A 20,864-nucleotide genomic window follows, 5' to 3' on the forward strand; every position below is an offset into this window, starting at 1 on the left:
TGATAGTGTGGCATCCTCCATTGATTTAATTCTTCTGGGTATGGTATATGATCAGCCCCGCAGTGCCTATGATATACAAAAGCATGTGGAATATCGTAAGCTTTCCCACTGGGTGAAAATCAGTTCACCTTCTGTTTACAAAAAGCTGAGAGTGCTGGAGCAGAAGGGCTATCTGATGACAACGCGGCAGCGGGAGGGAAACATGCCCGAGAAAAGCATCTATTCACTGACAAAGCAGGGACGGCGGTATTTTCATGAGCTGATGCAGGAAATCAGTGCGCAGCCATTTGAAATACTGTTTGACTTCAACGCGGTCGTTGTCAGTCTGAACAAGGTCGGAAAGGAAGAGGGGCTGGATTGTGTTCAACGAATAGCAGAAAGCCTGAAGAATACACAAGCATATTTGAGCATACAAAGGGAAGCGAAAAAGGATATCCCTTATGTGGGCAGGACGATTCTGGAGCAGCAGCTGAGCGTTTGTGAAACCCTGTGTACCTGGTGCGACAGTCTGCGCGAGGAGCTGGAAAACAGCGATGGCTTAGAGAAAATGAAGGAGCTGCCTTAAGGCGGAGAAGGGAGAGTAGTATGTGTTCATCAAGATGTGGTGTGGATTGTACAACGTGTGAGAGAAAGGAAGCGGTGCATTGTCTTGGCTGCAATGCCATGAAGCAGCCGTTCTGGGGAAGTCCCTGTCAGGTAAAAGCCTGCTGTGAGGAAAAGCATTTGCTGCACTGCGGGGAGTGTACAGAGTTTCCTTGTGAAATGTGTTCCAGCATGGGAAAGGAAATGGGCTTTGACCCCAAACCGCGCTTAGCCAATTTAAGAGCATGGGCGAATGAGAAAACAGCGGGCTGAGCAGCTCACGAACAGTTCCTCATGAGGTAAGCTTGCCGTGATATCGGTTTATGATTCACACGCGTCGGGTGTCCATTTACACTGAGTGAAGCTGTGCTTTGAATGCGGATGAGGGTTTCGTCTGTAGTATATGTGCAGGATGGATTATAGAAAAGGCAGAAGAGCACAAATATGGTATTGAGATGATTGGATAGATACACTGTCGGATCATCAGATGGATGCTGCTGTTATCTATAAATTTGGAATGTGATACATAGGATGCTTTGAAGGAGAAGCTGAAAAATAAAGAAACAAAATAATATTGACGCAGGTGTTGAAGCTGATTCTACTGTGGTAGTATTCAGCTTTTTAAATACTCCATCTGCATATGGTTAGGCCAAGCTGAAATAGCTTTTTCGTATCGCTGTTTGGGATCATCAATTTTTATATTGTATCGACATAACAGAATTCGCGGTTAAATAGGATGCTGCCTTCATCCTATTTACAGAAAGAGCGTAGTATTGCTGCGGTAAACGGGCAAGTATATGCTGAAATCATATGGAAATAAGCTGTGTATACAAAAGGGAATGGATGGCACTGCTGTGTGAATACGCTAAAACCTATCTGCAAATCCGTTATCCATAGTGAGTCCGTTGCAGGAGTCATTGTTATTACTGTTCTGGTAATATAGCTGAAATAAAATAGAAAAGCACGCCTTCTCTTCGTCTCATCTATGGAGCGTCTGCGTGCTTTTTATAATCCGGATTCATTCTGTCATTGCTTTATCCGTATGCATCTTCGTCTAAATTCTGTTTGAGGATATTCAGAAATTCCGAAAGACTTCTGGCATGAAACAGCAGCTCCTGCAAGGGAGCGTTGTGCGTCATTGCGACAAAGGTGTCGTACAGCTTTTCAATATCCTTCTTTGCATCGTCGGCAAGTCCCAGCAGCAGAATAATCTGCGCGCTGTCCTTTTCAGACCACGAAATCGGACGCTGAAGCACCCCGACTGCGATTTTGCTTTTCCGTGAACAGATTTTAAGGGGATGCGGTATGGCTACCACACCATCCATCGCTGTCGAAATGCGCTGCTCCCGTTCCAGAACACTGGCCTCAAAATCATCGTTGATGCAGTTCTCCTGATGCAGTAAGCCGCATAGGGTATGAATGATCTCCTCCTTGCTGTCTGCAGCTGTATTGATAAACAGCTTCTCATCGAAAAACTGTGTGATTTTATCAATCGGATGCTGCTCATCCATTGTAATGGCTCTTGCCACATTTTCAATATCTCTTCTGGACAGCGGGATCTCCACAACCACAACCGGCAGTGCTGTCTGCTTGAGGGCAACGGTGGAAATCACAATATCCGCAGCCTGCAGCTTTTGTTCCTCAATTTCATGTGATGGATATCTGCCGATGATTTCCAGTGTTTCCTTAAATAGTGTATTCAGCTTGGAAGCAAGAAAGCTGCCAGCGGCATACCCGCTGTCATATACAATCACAGCTTTTTTATGCTTGAGGTAACGGGAATCAAAATAGCGCTCAATGGCTGCTCCGATGTGCAAAGAGATATAGCCGATTTCATCATCATTCAGCTCAAACGGCTCGTTCGCGAATGCCTGCTTGATTGCCGTTCCGCTGATTTCATAGGCAAGGATATAGTTGTTGCGAATGGTATTCAGCAGCGGATTCTTTTTGTTTAGATGATAATATCTGGCATTCAGAATGGATTGCAGATGATGCGTCAGATCATGCTCCAGAATTAAATCGGAACGTAGGTCAAAGTGATAGGATTCAAAGATGGAATCCAGAATATTTGCGACCAGATTATGGATGTACTCCGTGTTTTTTTGCGCATCCAGAAGCTCATTTGTGTTGGATACATAATGAGAGTAGATGTAATTTTTTTCATTTGCAGTAAAGACAACCTGAAAATCAAGCTCTATCTCTGTAATGAGGGGATCCAGCAACGTACGAAGCGCTTCATGCTCCGGTATTGCATACTCCTCGATTGGTTTGGCTACAAGCAGTCTGGATATGGACAATGCGATATGCAGAATCAGATTTTTCAGATTATAGTCCGAGAAGTGCAGATCGTTCTTTCGATTGAACTCCATGACGATATCCTTGATCTGTTCCAGATTGACATGATTCAGCAAAGCCGTCTGCTCCTGCGAAAAACGGAATTCGTAATGCTGGTAATTGGTCGTGATCAGATCGATGATACAGCGGCGCTTGTCTGCCTCTTCACCGGTAACGATATAGCCGAGGTTTGCCTTCGCCTGAAGCGTGAGCTGATACTTGGAAAGAATCAGACGAATTGTTTTCAGATAATTGATTATCGTATTGATTGATACGAATACCTCATCCGCCAGCTCATCCTGTGTAAGATAGGTGTTGGCATACAGCATCTTGATAATGATGTGGTTGATTCGTTTGTCGGCAGAATCCAGCTGCTTTTCCTCCTCATTTACCAGCATATTCTCCAACAGTGTCCGTGTCTGTTCCTCTTTGATTTCCAAGGCATAGCCCTGAGAGCGCTTCATGATGATTTGTGCACCAAAGCCGGATAGCTCCTCATTCAGATTGTGGATATCGCTGCGCAGTGTTCGCTGGGATATTTGAAAGTGTCTGGTTAACACAGACGGAGAAATGTAGCCTTGATGCGACAGAAAGTAGTCAAGTAAGTCCTGTAATCGCGTGTACTGAAACAAGCGCATCCACCTCCTCATCCTTTATGATATATCCCCCTGGTACCCTTATTATATAGATTTTACTATCCGGAAGCAACATAAGGCTTCGCCGTTTCCTCTGGCAAAGCGGCAGGAAGAATATTTGAAGAGGCTGCCGTTTAAAACGGAAACAGCTGCTGAAGCTCAATGGTTTGAGGCTGCCGTTTCATATGGAAAACGGTTGTCTTCTCTTTTTTTAGGTCCGGATTTACAATGAAGTCAGAAATTGAAAGAGATTTCAAGGCAGCGAATCATGCTGTATGAGAGGAGGATTTTTATGAGTAAAATCAAAGTTGGTGTTATCGGTGTGGGACAGATGGGAACCTATCATGCCCAGATTTATCAGAAGCTACCGCAGGTGGAGCTGTGTGCATTGTGTGAGTTCAACGATGACCGCAGAAGCGAGCTGGCAACAGAATTTCCGGGAATCACATTGTATAAGGATTATAAGGAGCTGTTAAAGGATGCCGCAATCGAAGCGGTGAGTATCGTACTTCCGGATAATCTGCATCGGGAGGCTGTAGAGCTGGCAGTGCAGGCAGGTAAGCATATTCTTCTGGAAAAACCGCTGGCAAAGGAGCTGGAGGATGGAAAAGCCTTATATGAAATTACAAAGGATTATGATAAAGTATTTACAACAGGCTTCCTGCTTCGCTTCGATCCGCGCTTTGCCATGATCAAGGAGCGGCTGGACAGCGATGAACTGGGAGATATCATTCACTGCTACGTGAGAAGGAATAGTCCGATCATCGGACCGCGGCGTTACATCGGCGCAAGTGATTTGAGTATGCATGTCATGATTCATGATATTGATTATATCAACTGGTGGATGGATTGTCAGCCGGTGAAGGTATTTGCCAAGAATCGCAGTGTGCTGTTGAAGGAAAACGGCATGAATGATGTGATCTATGCACTGGTTACCTATGAAAACGGAGCTGTAGCCTGTATGGAGGCGTGCTGGACACTTCCGGAAAACTCTCCAACGATAATTGATGATAAGGTAGAGCTTGTTGGTACAAAGGGGGTTGCCTATGTGGATTCCTGTGATCATGGTATTCGTTTCGTTACCGAAAAGGGAATTCAGTATCCGGACAGCCGTCACTGGTACTATGTAAATGGTGAGGTATGCGGAGATTTGGCAGAAGAGGTTATGGCCTTTGTGAACAATGTAGCGACAAATACAAAATCGGTCATCACACCGAAGCAGTCCTATGATGCGCTGCGTGTTGTTGATGCCATCGAGCGTTCCATCAGGGAAGGAAAAGAGGTAGCGCTTTAAGCTGCTGTAGCATGTTTCTTATAAATAGACTACCTGTATTGAACTACGCAATCGTTTATGGAAGCATGCGCAATGTATCATGCGCTATCGTTTAGCGAACGTAAGCTTATATTATATGAAGAGGAGAATAAGAACATGTCAAAAGATGTATCTTTGCGTGTGAAGGCTCAGCGCTTTGGCGGAAAGCTCAGTGCCATGGTGCTTCCGAATCTGGGAGCATTTATGGGCTGGGGCATTCTTACCGCTTTGGGAATCTGGCTGTCCAACGATATGCTGAAGGCCTTTATTTCACCGGTACTCACGTACCTGCTTCCGCTTTTAATCGCAATTTCCGGGGGGAAAATGATCTATGGAGAAAAAGGTGCTGTCATCGGTGCCTTTACCACGATGGGGGTTATCATCGGTGCGGATATTTCCATGCTGCTGGGCGCCATGATTATCGCACCGCTGTCCGCATGGCTGTTGAAAAAGCTGGATGCGGTTGTGGAACCGTTGATTCCTGTCGGCTTTGAGCTGCTGATTGGAAATTTGACCGTTGCTTTGCTTGGTGCTGTTATCGCGGTCATCGGCTGTGTCTGGATCGCTCCGGCCATTACGTCACTATCTGCTGTGTTCTCCGCAGGTGTTTCCACCTTGGAAAACAATAATCTGTTACCATTGACAGCAATCTTCATCGAGCCGGCCAAGGTGTTGTTTCTGAACAATGCCATCGGACAGGGAATCCTGACGCCGCTTGGTACGACACAGCTGAATGAATTTGGAAAATCGGTATTGTTCCTGCTGGAATCCAATCCCGGACCGGGTCTTGGCATATTGCTGGCATATTGCTTCTTTGGCAAGGGAAATGCAAAAGCAAACGCTTATGGTGCCAGCATTATTCACTTCTTCGGTGGTATCCATGAAATTTACTTCCCGTTTATCCTGATGAATCCGCTGACCGTTCTGGCAGCGATTGCCGGAGGGATTACCGGGACCTTCCTGTTTACACTGTTCAATGTCGGTCTTGTGGGGGTCAGCTCTCCCGGAAGTATCGTCACCATCATGATGATGGCCTCGGCCGGAGATCAGCTGCTGATTCTGCTGGCCGTGCTTGCTTCCACCGCCGTCAGCTTTCTGGTTGCCGCAGTGATTGTGAAGCATTCCAAACAGAATGATGAGGATGTAAATAAGAATCTGAAGGAAGCCGCAAAGCAGATGGAGTCTTTAAAGGGAAAAAAATCCCGGATATCTTCTGTGTTTGAGGAAAAGGAGACTGTGACGGATTTTCGTACAGTAAAGCGTATTGTGTATGTATGTGATGCCGGGATGGGCTCTTCTGCCATGGGCGCGAGTGTGATTGCCAAGCGGCTGCGAAAGGCAGGAATCACAGATATCACAGTGGAGCATGCCCGTGTAATGGAGCTGCCGGATCCAAAGGCCGATATCATTGTGACGCACGTGTCTTTGCGGCAGGTCGCACATGAGAAACAGCCGGATATCGAAATCATATCCATTGAGGATTATTTGAATGCACCGGAATATGATGCGCTTGTAAACAGCATCAAGGCAGCGAGGTCATAATACCGATAAAAGGAATCTGAGCGTATTTTAGGATTCCTTTTTTAAAAGGAGGGTTCTATGTTAAAGGCACTCGTATTTGATTTCGACGGTGTCATCGTCGATACAGAAACACAATGGTACTATATATACAGAGATTGGTTGAAAAAGGCCTATCATTATGATTTGCGCATACAGGATTATCTGGTGTGCGTCGGCTCCAGCAGTGAGCGACTGTTCGCCTTCCTGAAGCAAAAGCTTGGTACGGATGAGGATATCCGCAAATTTGAGAAACAGGCAATGTCAGAATTTATTGAGCGTACCCGCAATCTTCCGGCGATGGAGGGCGTTGCGGAACTGGTCACTGCTGCAAAGGAAAAAGGACTGCGTCTGGCGATTGCGACATCTGCGACCAGAAAAAAGCCGCAGGTGCATTTGGAGCGGCTGCAGCTGCTGGAATATTTCGATGCATTTTCCACAGCGGAATTAAGCAGACACATCAAGCCTGCGCCGGATATATTTGTAAAGGCTGCAGAGCTTCTTGGCTGCTCCTGTACAGAATGTCTGGCGATAGAGGATTCCCGTAACGGCCTGATTGCAGCCGCTAGAGCAGGTATGCCGTGCCTGATTGTGCCAAACAAGATAACGGAATCCAGTGATTTTACAGGCTGCTATCGAAAGCTTTCCTCTTTGAAGGAGCTGAAACTAGAGGAACTCATTGCGGATTTTCAATCCTCATAGCAAAGGAGAAACATCATGTTAGAACATATAAAAGAAGAAAATGTCGAGGTAGGGGTTCATGCCGCAGATTGGGAGGATGCAATCCGCAAATCAGCAAAGCATTTGCTGGAAACCGGAAAAATTGAGGAACGCTATATCCGTGCAATGATTGATGCGGTGCATCGTGTAGGTCCTTATATCGTATTGGGAAAGCATGTTGCTTTGGCTCATGCCAGACCGGAATGCGGTGTCAACGAGCTATCGGTACATTTCACAACCTTAGAGCCGCCGATACCGTTTGGAAGTGAGAAATTTGATCCGGTATCACTGATTATCACGCTGGCTGCGGTCGATGCCGACAGTCATCTGGAGCTGATCAGTGAACTTGCGGATATCCTGATGGAGGAAGCGCATGTCGAGCGTCTGGTGAGCTGTGCAACCGAGCGGGAATTTGTTGAACTGCTGCGGAGGATGAAGGAGGAATTGGATGCTAATAACATTTGATATTGGAGGAACCTCCATCAAGTATGGTATCTTCACACTAAGGAAGGGGCAGCCGGTGTTTGTGATGCAGAATGAGATCAGCAGTGATGCCAGAGTATTGAAGGGACCAGGCATCCTGCAGCGCGTTGAAACGCTGATTGCAAAGGCTATGCAGCAGCAGGATATTGAAGGTATTGCTATTTCAACAGCAGGTATGGTAGACGCAGAGAAGGGGTGTATTCAGTATGCCAACGATAATATTCCAGAGTATACCGGCCTGGCGTTTAAGCAGCTGCTGGAAGCTCGCTTTCATATGCCCTGCTGGGTGGAGAATGATGTAAATGCCGCAGCTTTGGGGGAAACGGTGTTTGGAGCTGGAAGGGGCGCTGCACATGCGCTGATGCTGACAATCGGAACAGGAATCGGAGGAGCTGTGGTAATCGATCATACCATCTACCATGGCTACAGCGGAAGTGCCGGAGAAATCGGATACATGTGGGTAAAGGACCGTCACTTTCAGGATATTGCAAGCACCACGGCACTGATTCAGCATGTGGAAGCGAAGACACAGGAAGCTGATTTGAATGGAAAAATCATATGTGCACGGGCAAAACGCGGAGATGCTGTTTGTATGCAGGCAATCAAGGAGCTGTGCAGCCATATCGCTATTGGTGTCAGCAGCTGCGCCTGTCTGATGAATCCGCAAATCATTATTCTGGGAGGCGGTATCATGACACAGAAGGAATTGTTTGCACCGTTGATGGAAGCATATCTAAAACAGTATATGAATGAAGAAATCTATGCACATACACAGCTTGCTTTTGCACAGCTGGGAAATCGTGCCGGAATGGCTGGCGCTTGCGCTTACTGGATGATAAAGGAAGGAATCCAGTTCGCTTGATATGCCTTGAGAACGATATGGTTGCTGTGAAGCATTGCAGGCGTGATGGATTTCAATATAATAGAATCAAAACCACATACCAATATAAGAACCTCGGATGATGTTCAGTATTTTGCTGAAAACTTCGAGGTTTTTTTAGAATGGTGTACGTATTTTATAAGTGCAGGATTCTTTAAATGCTTTGTATCTGTATATGCGTAAAACGATAAAAGTCTGCCATTCATGATCGTAAATCGTTACCACAGCTTCATCACAGAAATTCCAATGCATGCCTTTATCTGTAAAAAATAAAAAAATAATTTAGGATTTTTGCAGGTTGGAAACGTATAGAAATATATAGGAGGTTCTGCGATGCGTAGACAATACATATTTATACGCACCAGGGAGGAAAGGAGTCCAATGTCCGAATGGGTCGTCATCTGTTTGACAATCATTATGATATGCCCACGTATTCTGCATGAAGCAGGGTATCTGGCTGAGATCATTTCGAAGCACAGAAAGCGGCGCAGATAGACAGTAAGAACAGGGAGAGGAGGTGAAAAAACACGTCATCCATTTCCTGGGACTGGTGCCTTCTATGTAAAAAGGAGTAAAGTGTATCGAGCACTTTACTCCTGCTTGGGTCAAACGACCCGGGACTGGTTAGTAGTATTATACCCCAGTCCATATGGAATTTCAATAGCTCTTAACAAAGGTATCAGAGATTTTGTGAGTACGTTATTTCAAAATCTCAGAAAATAAAAAAATAATTTAGGATTTTTGCAGGTTTGAAACGTATAAAAGTATGTAGGAGGTTCTGCGATGCGTAGACAATACATATTTATACGCACTAGGAAGGAAAGGAGTCCAATGTCCGAATGGGTCGTCATCTGTTTGACAATCATTATGATATGCCCACGTATTCTGCATGAAGCAGGGTATCTGGCTGAAATCATTTTGAAGCACAGAAAGCGGCGCAGATAGACAGTAAGAACAGGGAAAGGAGGTGAAAAAACACGTCATCCATTTCCTGGGACTGGTGCCTTCTATGTAAAAAGGAGTAAAGTGCACCAACACTTTACTCCTACTTGGGTCAAACGACCCGGGACTGGTTAGTAGTATTATACCCCAGTCCAAATGGAATTTCAATAGCTCTTAACAAAGGTATCAGAGATTTTGTGAGTACGTTATTCTAAAATCTCAGAAAATAAAGAAATAATTTAGGATTTTTGCAGGTTTGAAACGTATAAAAGTATGTAGGAGGTTCTGCGATGCGTAGATAATACATATTTATACGCACTAGGAAGGAAAGGAGTCCAATGTCCGAATGGGTCGTCATCTGTTTGACAATCATTATGACATGCCCACGTATTCTGCATGAAGCAGGGTATCTGGCTGAAATCATTTTGAAGCACAGAAAGCGGCGCAGATAGACAGTAAAAACAGGGAAAGGAGGTGAGGAAGCACATTATCCATTTCCTGGGACTGGTGCCTTCTATGTAAAAAGGAGTAAAGTGTAACGAGCACTTTACTCCTGCTTGGGTCAAACGACCCGGGACTGGTTAGTAGTATTATACCCCAGTCCAAATGGAATTTCAATAGCTCTTAACAAAGGTATCAGAGATTTTTTGAGTGCGTTATTCCAAAATCTCAGAAAATAAAAAAATAATTTAGGATTTTTGCAGGTTTGAAACGTATAAAAGTATGTAGGAGGTTCTGCGATGCGTAGACAATACATATTTATACGCACCAGGAAGGAAAGGAGTCCAATGTCCGAATGGGTCGTCATCTGTTTGACAATCATTATGATATGCCCACGTATTCTGCATGAAGCAGGGTATCTGGCTGAGATCATTTTGAAGCACAGAAAGCGGCGCAGATAGACAGTAAAAACAGGGAAAGGAGGTGAGGATGCACATCATCCATTTCCTGGGACTGGTGCCTTCTATGTAAAAAGGAGTAAAGTGCACGAACACTTTACTCCTGCTTGGGTCAAACGACCCGGGACTGGTTGGTAGTATTATACCCCAGTCCAAATGGAATTTCAATAGATATCTCAGCATATTAGCATAATTATGCAGGTAGGGCATACCGAGCAAAAAAAGATGTTCACAGCAATCCCTGCTGCTTTTAATCCACCAAGTCCATGCGTATATAGGTTACATACTGGGTATGATCCTTTTGTGCTATATCGGCAATCAGATATTCCTCGTAGGCATAGGGACCGATTATCAAATTACATTGCTCGGCATATGCAAGCATCCGCTCATAGGTGCTCTGGATGGTATCATAAGGACCCTTATGCCATGCGCATAAATAGCTTCCTTCCCCACGGATATGTGTGTTTTGACGAATGTCCTTTTCAATTTTCATAAAAAGATATGAGAAATTTAGATAATCCCTGTTTCGTATATTATCTGTCTTAATCATACAGCCTACAGATTCCTGAACCAGGACATTATGCTCCTTGCAGAAGCTGATATATTCCTCCATGAAGGAGGCAAAGCTGCGGCTGGAGGCATTCTCCAGATCATCACTGCATAGCAAAATCTCTTTTGGGTATCGGCGTACGGCGATATCATCCTCCTCATGCGTTACCGCAAACAGCGTGCTGTCCCTCATATATACCATCATTCGTTTCAAGGCCAGCAGCTTTTCGATTTCCCTGTCCACCTCCTCAAACTTATCCTCCAGCAGCTGCAGAAACAATGCAGGACTGCGCTGTTCCAGAAACACCTTGATATCCTTCAGCGGCATGCCCATTTTTTTCAGCTTGGTGATGACGGAAAAGGTGTCGTACTGATGATAGGAATAATACCGATAGCCGTTATCGTTAATCATAATCGGCTGAAAGAGTCCAATCTCATCGTAATGAAACAATACATGCTTTTCTACACCGCAGATTTTCGCAAACTGCCCCGCTGTCAGATATTTCTTTTCTTTCATACACATTCTCCTCTTGACTATAAGGTTACCTTATAGTTTATGATAGTATAGCTCACGAACGACGTCAAGAAAGGAAGGGATATTTTGAAGCTTATTTTGCATTATCTGAAACGATATAAAAAACTATTCATCATCAATGTCATCTCCGTTTTCGGATTTGCATTGGTGGAACTTGGAATCCCGACCATTATTGCGGATATGATCGATGTCGGTGTTATGAATGCCGATACGGACTATATTATCCGCATGGGATTTGTCGTACTGCTGATTTCACTGATTGGAGTCAGCATGACAATCCTCCTCGGGTATTGCTGTGCAAAGATATCTACAGCAATCACCAGGGATATCCGAAATGATATCTTTGATCATGCGCAGCGATTTACTGCGTATGAATTTAACAGGTTCGGGATTTCTTCCATGATTACCCGTACCAACAATGATGCTTTTCAAATTCAGATGTTTGTCAATGTGCTGCTTCGTACCGCATTGATGACGCCAATCATGTTCGTTGCAAGCATTATCATGACGGCAAGAGCATCACTGCCTTTGAGCGGTATCATTGTTGCGACCATTCCGCTGATTATCATCGGAGTCTTTGTGGTTGCGAAAATCAGTAAACCGATTTCCGAAAATCAGCAGGCATCCTTAGACAGCCTGAACCGGATTTCCCGTGAAAATCTGAGTGGAATCCGCGTTATTCGTGCATTCGATAACGATGCATATGAACAACGGCGCTTTGATGATACAAACGGAAAATTCACCGACTACTCCAAAAAGCTGTTTAAGCTGATGATGATGACCTCACCGATTTTCTTCCTGCTTATGAATGTAGCAGGCTTGTGTATTTACTGGGTGGCTGCTTTGCTGATTCAGGGAGGCGATTTGCCGCTTGGTCAGCTGGTCGCCTTCATGGATTATCTGTTTCATGCCATGTTCTCCATCATGCTGTTTTGTACAGTTTTTATGATGTATCCTCGTGCAGAGGTCAGTGCCAAGCGTATTGAAGCGGTATTCGATACCGTGCCGCTGGTGCACAATGATGGAAAACGCAAGGAGGGAAGCCAGGAGGGAACAATCAGCTTTGAGCATGTGACCTTTGTCTATCCGGATGGCGAAGAGCCCGTATTAAAGGATGTCAGCTTTACCGCGAAAAAGGGCGAAACGATTGCCTTTATCGGAAGTACAGGGTCTGGAAAAAGTACACTGGTCAATCTGATACCGCGGTTTTACGATGTCAGTGAGGGAAGCATTCGGATCGACGGTGTGGATATTCGCGATTACGATCTGTTTGAGCTGCGCTCCCGCCTTGGTGTGATACCGCAGAAAGCCTTTTTATTCAATGGCACGATTGCGGACAATATCCGCTTTGGAAAACCGGATGCAACCATCGAAGAGGTTATCCAGGCAGCAAAAACCGCACAGGCATATGACTTCATCATGGAAAAGGAGCATGGCTTTGAGGAAGAAATCACCGAGGGAGCAACCAATGTTTCCGGCGGTCAGAAGCAGCGTCTTTCCATTGCCCGTGCACTGGTGCGCAAGCCGGATATCTATGTGTTTGACGATTCCTTTTCCGCACTGGATTTTAAAACTGATGCGACATTGCGCAAAGAGCTGAAAAAAGAAACCGGTGATGCCATCGTCATGGTTGTCGCACAGCGCATTTCCAGCATTATGGAAGCAGACCGTATCGTTGTTTTGAATGAAGGAAACGTCATCGGTACCGGAACTCACCGGGAACTGCTGAAGAACTGTGAAATCTATAAAGAAATCGCATTGTCTCAGCTAAGTGAGGAGGAACTGGCTCATGAATAAAAAGCTGTCATCATGTAAGCGGATCGTTTCCGGTCTGAAACCATTCATCTCTCCTTATAAATGGGAATTTGCAGGTGCAGTTCTCATGGTTATTATCAGTGTGGTTACCATGGTCAGTGCGCCAAGTGTGGAGGGGATGATTACCACACAGCTGGCAAGCGATTTATCACTCGCCGAAAGCATAGGAAAGCTCCAGGTAAATTTTGATGAGATAACGAAAATCATGCTGATGCTGGCATTTATCTATCTGGCGAAGACCCTGTCTCAGGTATTTGCGGTTATCTGGCTGACAAATGCTATTCAGCATGCCATGCAGGATTTAAGAAATGCGCTGCAAAGCAAGATTCGCCGCTTACCGGTACGCTACTTTGACAGCCATCAGTTCGGTGATGTGCTGAGCAGAATCACAAACGATGTGGATGCGATCAGCAACGCCCTACAGCAAAGCTTTGTCAATGTGGTTACTGGTGTCTTAACAATCATTCTGGCGCTGATCATGATGTTTCGCATCCATGTTCTCATGGCCTGCATCGCCTTTTTGATCATTCCGTTGTCCTTACTGATTACCATTTTTATCGTACGGCACTCCCAGAAGCGCTTCAAGGCACAGCAGGATGCACTCGGCGCATTGAATGGTGCTATAACGGAGCTGTATACCGGCTACAATGAGATTCTGCTCTTCAACAAGCAGCAGGAATCTATTGAGAAATTTCGGAACCTGAATGAAAATCTTCGACAGAATGCATGTACCGCACAGTTTGTATCCAGTACGATTGGACCATTGAATGCTCTGGTTACCTATCTGACCATTGGCGGAGTCGCAGTCGTTGGAACGATTCAAATCATACAGGGAAACCTGAGTGTTGGAAATCTGCAGGCCTTTGTCCGCTATATCTGGCAGGTCAATGATCCGTTATCTCAGATCTCCTCCCTGTCCTCACAGATCCAATCGGCCTTTGCGGCGATTGCCCGTGTCTTGGAAATTCTGGAGGAGGAAGAAGAGATTGCAGAGCTGAATCCACCTAAGCATATTGAACAGGTAAAGGGAAATGTCACCTTCTCACATGTTCGTTTCGGATATGGTGAGGAGCCGTTGATGAAGGATCTTAACGTAGAAGTGAAAAGCGGACAGATGGTGGCAATCGTTGGTCCTACCGGTGCCGGCAAAACAACACTGATCAATCTGCTGCTGCGCTTTTACGATGTCAATGGAGGAAGTATCTGCATTGATGGTGTGGATATCCGCGACATGAAGCGTGGAGAGCTGCGCGATATGTTTGGTATGGTATTGCAGGATACCTGGCTGTTTTCCGGAAGTATTTACGACAATATTCGTTATGGACGTCTGGATGCCCGCAAGGATGAAATCATTCACGCGGCGAAGATGGCGAATGTTCATCACTTCATTCGTACGCTGCCGGATGGTTATCATTCCGTAATCAATGAAGAAGCCAACAATATCTCACAGGGGGAAAAGCAGCTGCTTACCATAGCCCGAGCCATTTTAAAGGATCCGCAGATTTTGATTCTGGATGAGGCGACAAGCTCTGTCGACACCCGTCTGGAAAAAATGCTGCAGGAAGCGATGCACCGTGTGATGGAGGGAAGAACCAGCTTTGTCATTGCGCATCGTCTGTCCACCATTCGCTCTGCTGATTTGATTCTTGTGATAAACGATGGTGATATCGTCGAGCAGGGAACGCATGAGGAGCTGATGGAAAAACAGGGCTATTATGAAAAGCTGTACAATTCACAATTTGCCGATAAGGAATAGACGTGCAGCTCATAGCAGGAGCTTCGGACGCAGGTGACCTTGCTTTTAAAAGAGGATGCTATGCATATGTAAATTGAAAAGGTTGTGAAAGGCGTTTGTTTAAAGCCTGTTGAAAAAGAGGTCTCCATACTAAAGTGGTTCGATTGTCAAGGACAAAAGTTAGACAGTAATTAGAATCACGATATGATATCTCTCTAGTATGCCCCAAGGCAATATTGCTTTGGGGTTTTGCTTTTGTTGATTAAAAAGCGAAGGCGTCAAGTACCTGAAAAATACTCTAGAAAAAGAGTTCATTCATATATCATTCATTATCATTTAGCTAATACAATGCACTTAGTTCATTTACATAATCAAATGCTTTATATTTTTTCCACTTCTGAGGATTTTTTGATTGTAGCAATGTAGGAGAAGCCTCTTTTTTTTATATCCTTTATCCATGTGCATATATATTTTATTTCCATATATTCGTAAGAAAGCTCAATACTCGCTTGTGGCTTCGTATATGCTTATGCTATGTACTGCTTCAGCTTTTTTTGCAGCTTACGGGCATGCTCCACCATTTCGTGATAATCCAGATTTCCTCTTATGAGCACCTGTTGATTCATAAGGATATCCTCATAGCCCTTTGAGAGATGGATGCGAACGATGATATGAACCTGCTCATTGCCATTTACCAGGCTATTCGTCATTGCATTTGCTATCGCATTTGCTATGGAGGCTCCGACCGTTTTCAATACCGGACGATTCAGCACCTCTATATGTTTTAAATCGTGCAGCGCATAAGCCTTACCGCTTTGTAGGAAATAGATTCTGTCGTTTTCCGCTCTGAAAAAATCACGGGACTTCATAAGCCCTCACCTTTTGACAGATAGCATCTTCTATCTATAATATAACACAAAGCATATACCTATAGCAGAGGGAATGAGAAGGATGAGAGGAATTTAGAAGGTTTTGCTGGAAAAGGGTTTTGCCTTCTTGTAAGTATGGATAAAATACGGTATAGTAATGGAAGAAAGAATTATATTGACAGAAAACACAGGAGGTAGTGTACAATCACACAAACAATTATTTTTCATTAGGAACCTTTTTTGTATTTTCAACATATAATTGCATAAGCTAGTAAAAAGATAATGGAGGAATCAATGAATGAGAATCAAGAATGACGATGTTCTGGCACATTTGCGCAGTTTTGGCTTTACTATGCAGGAAAGCAATGCTCAGGGATTTATTCGCTGGCAGAAACGTATCGGAGATATGCTTGTCACCATCGCGAACGGACAGTTTGAAAATAAGATCCGGGTATCCCTTTTACAGGACAGCGATGGTAATATCCGTACATCCTATAAGGATATTCTTGCTTATACAGAGCTGATCTGTTCTTTGCAGGACGCAGGCCTGACGGGTATGAGTCAGGATTGCACCTGCTATAAAGAGGAGGATGTGGTGGAGCCGATGGATAATCCACTCATTTCCTTTCCGCGAAAACCGGAGGGCTTTATGGCGCAGTAATCGGATGCACAAGGGGAATCAGTTGCAATCGCGCTTTTCTGCAAGTATAATGTAGGAAATAAAAAGGGGTGATATCGTGATTGATGGACATATGCATCTGGAGAATGGTCCGCTAACCGTGGATTATGCAATGAAATATGTAGAAGCCGGCGTAAAGGCAGGGATGGATACCATACAGATTCTGGATCATACCCATCGGTTTTTGGAATTTAAACCGATGTATGAAAATCTGAAGCAGGCGTCTGTTTATCAGAAGGAATGGTTTGAAAAGAAAACGCTGGAGTCGCTGCAGGCCTATTTTGATCTGATTGCGGAAATGAAGAAAATGGAGCTTCCGATTGAGGTTCGTTTCGGTCTTGAGGTGTGCTATGCTCCACAGGATAAGGAATTTCTTCGTGAGTTACTGGCAGGTTATCCTTACGATTTTCTGATTGGAAGCATTCATTCCATTGACGGATTGCTGTATGATATGAATGGGTTTTCCCGGGAAATATTATGGGATAAATATGATACAAATGCCATTTACAGGCGGTATTATGAAATTATGGAGGATATGATTGAAAGTGATCTGTTTACACAGATCGGTCATCCTGATCAGCTGAAGATTTTTCATTATGAACCGGATTATGATTTGAAGCCGACCTATGAAAAGCTTGCAGGGCTGGCTAAGGAGCATGATGTATATATGGAAACCAACACCGGCTGTCATTACCGTTATTTGCATGAGGATGTCGGTACCAACCAAGCATTTCTGAATATTCTACAGGCACATGGTGTTAAAATTATGACGGCCAGTGATGCGCATCAGCCGCAGCATGTGGGAATGCATATTGCTGAAATCAGTAAACAGCTGGGGCTGAACTAGCGGAAAGGATAACAAAGAAATGGGTTTATATTTTGTAAGACATGGGCAGACTGACTGGAATGTCAGAGGAAAGCTGCAGGGGAAAAGCGATATTGCATTGAATGAGACCGGTCGCTTACAGGCTGTGAAAACAAGAGAACAGCTGAAGCAGGTAGCTATGGATGCCATTTATTGTTCACCGCTGCAGCGTGCCAGAGAAACAGCTGAGATTATCAATGCATTGTGGGGGCTTTCCATCCAGTGTGATGAACGCCTGATGGAGAGAAGCTTCGGTAGTATGGAAGGCGCATTGCGAAAGGATGTTCCCTTTGATGATTTGTGGGCATTTTCCTCAGCATCCATGTTTGCGGGCGGTGAGGATACCGCGCATTTCTATGAACGGGTAGAGAGCTTTTTAAGGGAGATTCTACCAGATGCACAGGACAAGGAAATTCTGATTGTAGCGCATGGCGGAGTCAGTATACCCTATCAGTGCTTCTTCGAGGGCTATGCGTGTATGGAAAATCTGAGTGATCTTATCATTGCGAATTGTGAAGTTAAGCAGTATGCGTCAAAACAAATACAGGAATTAGTGAAGGGATGAATGTCCCTTTTTTTCTTATCTGATTCAAATAATGCGGCAGCCTTCGCAAGCAGTCTGTACCGAAGGGACACCATTTCTGTTTACAGTGGAATCTCTGCATATCCCGAAAACAGGTACGCAACAGCAAACGATTCGCAAACGGAGCTGTTTTTGATGTTTTATATAGCTGCATACCTGCTTTATTCTGTCTGTGAGCAGTTGGATTTTCTTGCTTGTTTAAGGGCTAAAAACCATGGTAAGCATTGACATAACCATGGAAAAGAATTACAATAAAATGGTGGGTAACGATTTCTTGTGAAATATTGCACGAATAAGAAAACGGTACATATCCGCACTTGCAAATGTTGTTTAATAGAGGAGATGACATTGCAGAAACAGCTACAGCTTTCCTGAAGGGGAAGGTGGCATAAAGGTAAATCTATCATGGATTATGAGAAAGGAGAAATGACATGATTTATTCAAAAGAAGTTGAAAACATGTGCACTGTAAAGTGTGGTGCGAGCCATGGATGTGCACCTATTCCTGAAGAAGGAAAATGGGTTTATTCAAGAGAAATCAAAGACATCTCTGGTTTGACACACGGTATTGGTTGGTGTGCTCCTCAGCAGGGTGCCTGCAAACTGACATTAAACGTAAAAGAAGGTATTATTGAGGAAGCTCTGATCGAAACAATCGGATGCTCCGGTATGACTCACTCTGCTGCAATGGCAAGTGAAGCAATCGTAGGAAAGACACTGCTGGAAGCAGTTAATACAGACCTTGTTTGCGATGCAATCAACACTGCTATGCGTGAACTGTTCTTACAGATCGTCTATGGACGTACACAGTCTGCATTCTCTGAAAACGGACTTCCTGTAGGAGCTGGTCTGGAAGACTTAGGTAAGGGTACACGTTCTCAGGTTGGTACAGTTTACTCTACCAAGGTAAAGGGACCTCGTTACCTGGATCTTGCAGAAGGATATATTCTGAAAATGGGTCTTGACGAAAACGGAGAAATCATCGGTTACGAATATGTAAACATGGGTGTCTTCATGGATGCTGTCAAGAAGGGTGTAAACGCTGAAGAAGCTTTAAACAACGCTAAGAAAACATACGGTCGTTACGCAGATGCTGTTAAGTACATCGACCCGCGACACGAATAGGAGGAAAAATCATGGCATTATTTGAAAGTTACGAAAGACGTATTGATACGATCAATAAAGTTTTAAACTCATATGGTATTTCTTCTATCGAAGAAGCAAAGAAACTGTGTGACGATTTAGGTGTTGATGTATACAACATCGTGAAGGAAATCCAGCCAATCTGTTTTGAGAACGCTTGCTGGGCTTACATTGCTGGTGCTGCAATCGCAATCAAAAAAGGCGAAAAGAGCGCATATGATGTAGCAAAATCACTGGGTGAAGGTCTGCAGAGCTTCTGTATTCCTGGATCCGTTGCAGATGACCGCAAGGTTGGAATCGGACACGGTAACCTGGCTGCTATGCTGCTGAGCGATGAAACAAAATGTTTTGCTTTCCTTGCAGGACACGAAAGCTTTGCTGCTGCTGAGGGTGCTATCGGTATTGCACGTAATGCAAACAAGGCACGTAAAGAACCGCTGCGCGTTATCCTGAATGGTCTGGGAAAAGATGCTGCAAAGATCATTTCTCGTATCAATGGATTTACATATGTTGAAACTCAGTTTGATTACTTCACAGGAGAATTGAAAGAACTGTCCAGAACTGCTTATTCTCAGGGAGAAAGAGCTGCTGTAAACTGCTATGGTGTAGACGATGTTCGTGAAGGTGTTGCAGTTATGCACCACGAGGGTGTCGATGTTTCCATCACTGGTAACTCTACAAATCCTACACGTTTCCAGCACCCGGTTGCAGGTACATACAAGAAAGAATGTATCGAACAGGGCAAGAAATACTTCTCTGTAGCAAGCGGTGGTGGTACCGGACGTACCCTGCACCCAGATAACATGGCTGCTGGTCCTGCTTCTTATGGTATGACTGATACGATGGGACGTATGCACTCTGATGCACAGTTTGCAGGTTCCTCTTCTGTTCCTGCTCACGTAGAAATGATGGGTCTGATCGGTATGGGTAATAACCCTATGGTTGGTGCCAGTGTAGCTGTAGCTGTAGCTGTTTCTGAAGCAATGAACAAATAATAAACGAGAAAGCCTTTGAAAAAAGGCTTTTTTTCGTTTATGGAAGGGGGAAGCGCATGGAAATGCAGGGGGTTCCTATAAAATTCCTACATCTGTATTCCTGTATGATTTATCAAGCGTGAAGCCATTTCGGCTTTTAGCGGCATATGAATAGCAATCGGAATCAAAAGGAGCTGCACTGATTGATTTATGAAGAAGCTCTCCCCTTATCTTTTGCACAGGAATTTCATCCATCCCCTTTGTCCATGCTTTCCTAGCTGAAAGTCTGCAATGTAAATAGCGAATGCATGCAATCCATTGGAAGCCGTATCCGATCCAAACCGCAGAAGGATTCGTATGGAAGGCAGTACAACAGGCTGTGTCTGGAGGCTGACTGTGATCCAAAAACAGCATGCCCCTGATTGGCTGTGGCAATGCAGCGGCTAACGAATCTGTTCCTCTGTATTTAAACTTTTTTCAGTATGCTTCTATTTTTAAGCTGGTACGCTCTGTTGTCACTTTTCCTTCTTCCTTTTTTACTGAAAGAAGCAGGTTGCGGTAACGGTTTTCGGGCATACTGAGATACATAGAAGGATGATTTATGCGGTGTTGTGTTTGTAAAAGTAAAAATTTATCAAAAAGATTCTGCTGAAGTGAAAAGTTAAATTCCACTTTCAAAAGGCGAATAAAAAATGTGGAACTTTCTTCTACAGAAGTCTATACAGAGCATAAATATAGCGTTAGAAAGGGTTTCAAATAGGTAGAAGTAAGTAA

General features: G+C 44.3%; 17 protein-coding genes. 14 read left to right on the forward strand and 3 right to left on the reverse strand.

The window, feature by feature from the left end; all coding sequences use genetic code 11:
• The first annotated feature begins 7 nt into the window (after positions 1-7).
• Together NE665_RS03565 and NE665_RS03570 are read left to right on the forward strand one after the other, a co-directional pair.
• Entirely contained in the window at positions 8-565 is a 558-nt protein-coding gene (locus NE665_RS03565; protein WP_117444476.1) for a PadR family transcriptional regulator, read from the forward strand.
• A 20-nt stretch (positions 566-585) separates the two neighbouring features.
• Positions 586-855 (forward strand): DUF3795 domain-containing protein, encoded by a 270-nt coding sequence (locus tag NE665_RS03570; RefSeq protein ID WP_117444477.1) that lies wholly within the window; start codon positions 586-588, stop codon positions 853-855.
• 761 nt (positions 856-1,616) lie between these two features.
• Here the strand turns inward: NE665_RS03570 and NE665_RS03575 are convergent.
• Positions 1,617-3,554, reverse strand: coding sequence for a BglG family transcription antiterminator (locus NE665_RS03575; RefSeq protein WP_178760154.1), 1,938 nt, complete (start codon positions 3,552-3,554; stop codon positions 1,617-1,619).
• A 289-nt stretch (positions 3,555-3,843) separates the two neighbouring features.
• Here NE665_RS03575 and NE665_RS03580 point away from each other — a divergent pair, with 289 nt between their 5' ends.
• The 5 genes from NE665_RS03580 (at position 3,844) to NE665_RS03600 (ending at position 8,485) form a co-directional block, all read left to right on the forward strand.
• Positions 3,844-4,845 (forward strand): Gfo/Idh/MocA family oxidoreductase, encoded by a 1,002-nt coding sequence (locus NE665_RS03580; protein WP_117444479.1) that lies wholly within the window; start codon positions 3,844-3,846, stop codon positions 4,843-4,845.
• 135 nt (positions 4,846-4,980) lie between these two features.
• On the forward strand, positions 4,981-6,405 hold the full coding sequence (locus NE665_RS03585; protein WP_117444480.1) for a PTS mannitol transporter subunit IICB: 1,425 nt from the start codon (positions 4,981-4,983) through the stop codon (positions 6,403-6,405).
• Positions 6,406-6,462: 57 nt separating this feature from the next.
• Positions 6,463-7,122 carry an HAD family hydrolase gene (locus NE665_RS03590; protein WP_117444481.1) on the forward strand — a complete coding sequence of 220 codons (660 nt, stop codon included), beginning with the start codon at positions 6,463-6,465 and terminating at the stop codon, positions 7,120-7,122.
• A 15-nt stretch (positions 7,123-7,137) separates the two neighbouring features.
• The gene (locus NE665_RS03595) at positions 7,138-7,605 is read left to right on the forward strand and encodes a PTS sugar transporter subunit IIA (RefSeq protein WP_117444482.1); all 468 of its coding nucleotides are present in this window, start codon (positions 7,138-7,140) and stop codon (positions 7,603-7,605) included.
• Positions 7,589-8,485 carry an ROK family protein gene (locus NE665_RS03600; protein ID WP_117444483.1) on the forward strand — a complete coding sequence of 299 codons (897 nt, stop codon included), beginning with the start codon at positions 7,589-7,591 and terminating at the stop codon, positions 8,483-8,485. Before NE665_RS03595 ends, NE665_RS03600 begins: the two co-directional genes overlap by 17 nt.
• A 2,109-nt stretch (positions 8,486-10,594) precedes the next feature.
• Here the strand turns inward: NE665_RS03600 and NE665_RS03605 are convergent.
• Positions 10,595-11,410 carry a MerR family transcriptional regulator gene (locus NE665_RS03605; RefSeq protein ID WP_117444965.1) on the reverse strand — a complete coding sequence of 272 codons (816 nt, stop codon included), beginning with the start codon at positions 11,408-11,410 and terminating at the stop codon, positions 10,595-10,597.
• Between the two features lie 84 nt (positions 11,411-11,494).
• Between NE665_RS03605 and NE665_RS03610 the strand changes: the two genes are divergently transcribed.
• Together NE665_RS03610 and NE665_RS03615 are read left to right on the forward strand one after the other, a co-directional pair.
• Positions 11,495-13,225, forward strand: coding sequence for an ABC transporter ATP-binding protein (locus tag NE665_RS03610; protein ID WP_118654832.1), 1,731 nt, complete (start codon positions 11,495-11,497; stop codon positions 13,223-13,225).
• Positions 13,218-14,999, forward strand: a complete 1,782-nt coding sequence (locus NE665_RS03615) for an ABC transporter ATP-binding protein (RefSeq protein ID WP_117444967.1) — start codon at positions 13,218-13,220, stop codon at positions 14,997-14,999. The genes NE665_RS03610 and NE665_RS03615 overlap by 8 nt, the downstream gene beginning before the upstream one ends.
• A gap of 506 nt (positions 15,000-15,505) precedes the next feature.
• On the opposite strand, the gene NE665_RS03620 is transcribed toward NE665_RS03615, so the two are convergent.
• Positions 15,506-15,847 (reverse strand): Tat (twin-arginine translocation) pathway signal sequence, encoded by a 342-nt coding sequence (locus NE665_RS03620; RefSeq protein WP_117444968.1) that lies wholly within the window; start codon positions 15,845-15,847, stop codon positions 15,506-15,508.
• Positions 15,848-16,145: 298 nt separating this feature from the next.
• Between NE665_RS03620 and NE665_RS03625 the strand changes: the two genes are divergently transcribed.
• The 5 genes from NE665_RS03625 (at position 16,146) to NE665_RS03645 (ending at position 20,111) form a co-directional block, all read left to right on the forward strand.
• Positions 16,146-16,508 carry a hypothetical protein gene (locus NE665_RS03625; RefSeq protein ID WP_117444969.1) on the forward strand — a complete coding sequence of 121 codons (363 nt, stop codon included), beginning with the start codon at positions 16,146-16,148 and terminating at the stop codon, positions 16,506-16,508.
• Between the two features lie 76 nt (positions 16,509-16,584).
• A complete protein-coding gene (locus NE665_RS03630) occupies positions 16,585-17,373 on the forward strand; it encodes a histidinol-phosphatase HisJ family protein (RefSeq protein WP_256302458.1) in 789 nt (262 codons plus the stop codon).
• A gap of 19 nt (positions 17,374-17,392) precedes the next feature.
• Positions 17,393-17,956 (forward strand): histidine phosphatase family protein, encoded by a 564-nt coding sequence (locus tag NE665_RS03635; RefSeq protein WP_117444970.1) that lies wholly within the window; start codon positions 17,393-17,395, stop codon positions 17,954-17,956.
• Between the two features lie 449 nt (positions 17,957-18,405).
• Positions 18,406-19,098: an iron-sulfur cluster assembly scaffold protein gene (locus NE665_RS03640; protein ID WP_002608028.1), complete on the forward strand. Its 693-nt coding sequence runs from the start codon at positions 18,406-18,408 to the stop codon at positions 19,096-19,098.
• Between the two features lie 11 nt (positions 19,099-19,109).
• A complete protein-coding gene (locus NE665_RS03645) occupies positions 19,110-20,111 on the forward strand; it encodes a GGGtGRT protein (RefSeq protein ID WP_117444972.1) in 1,002 nt (333 codons plus the stop codon).
• Positions 20,112-20,864: the final 753 nt, after the last annotated feature.

Origin of the sequence: Clostridium sp. DFI.1.208 (assembly GCF_024463855.1) — a bacterium.
Classification (GTDB): Bacteria; Bacillota_I; Bacilli_A; order Erysipelotrichales; family Erysipelotrichaceae; genus Clostridium_AQ.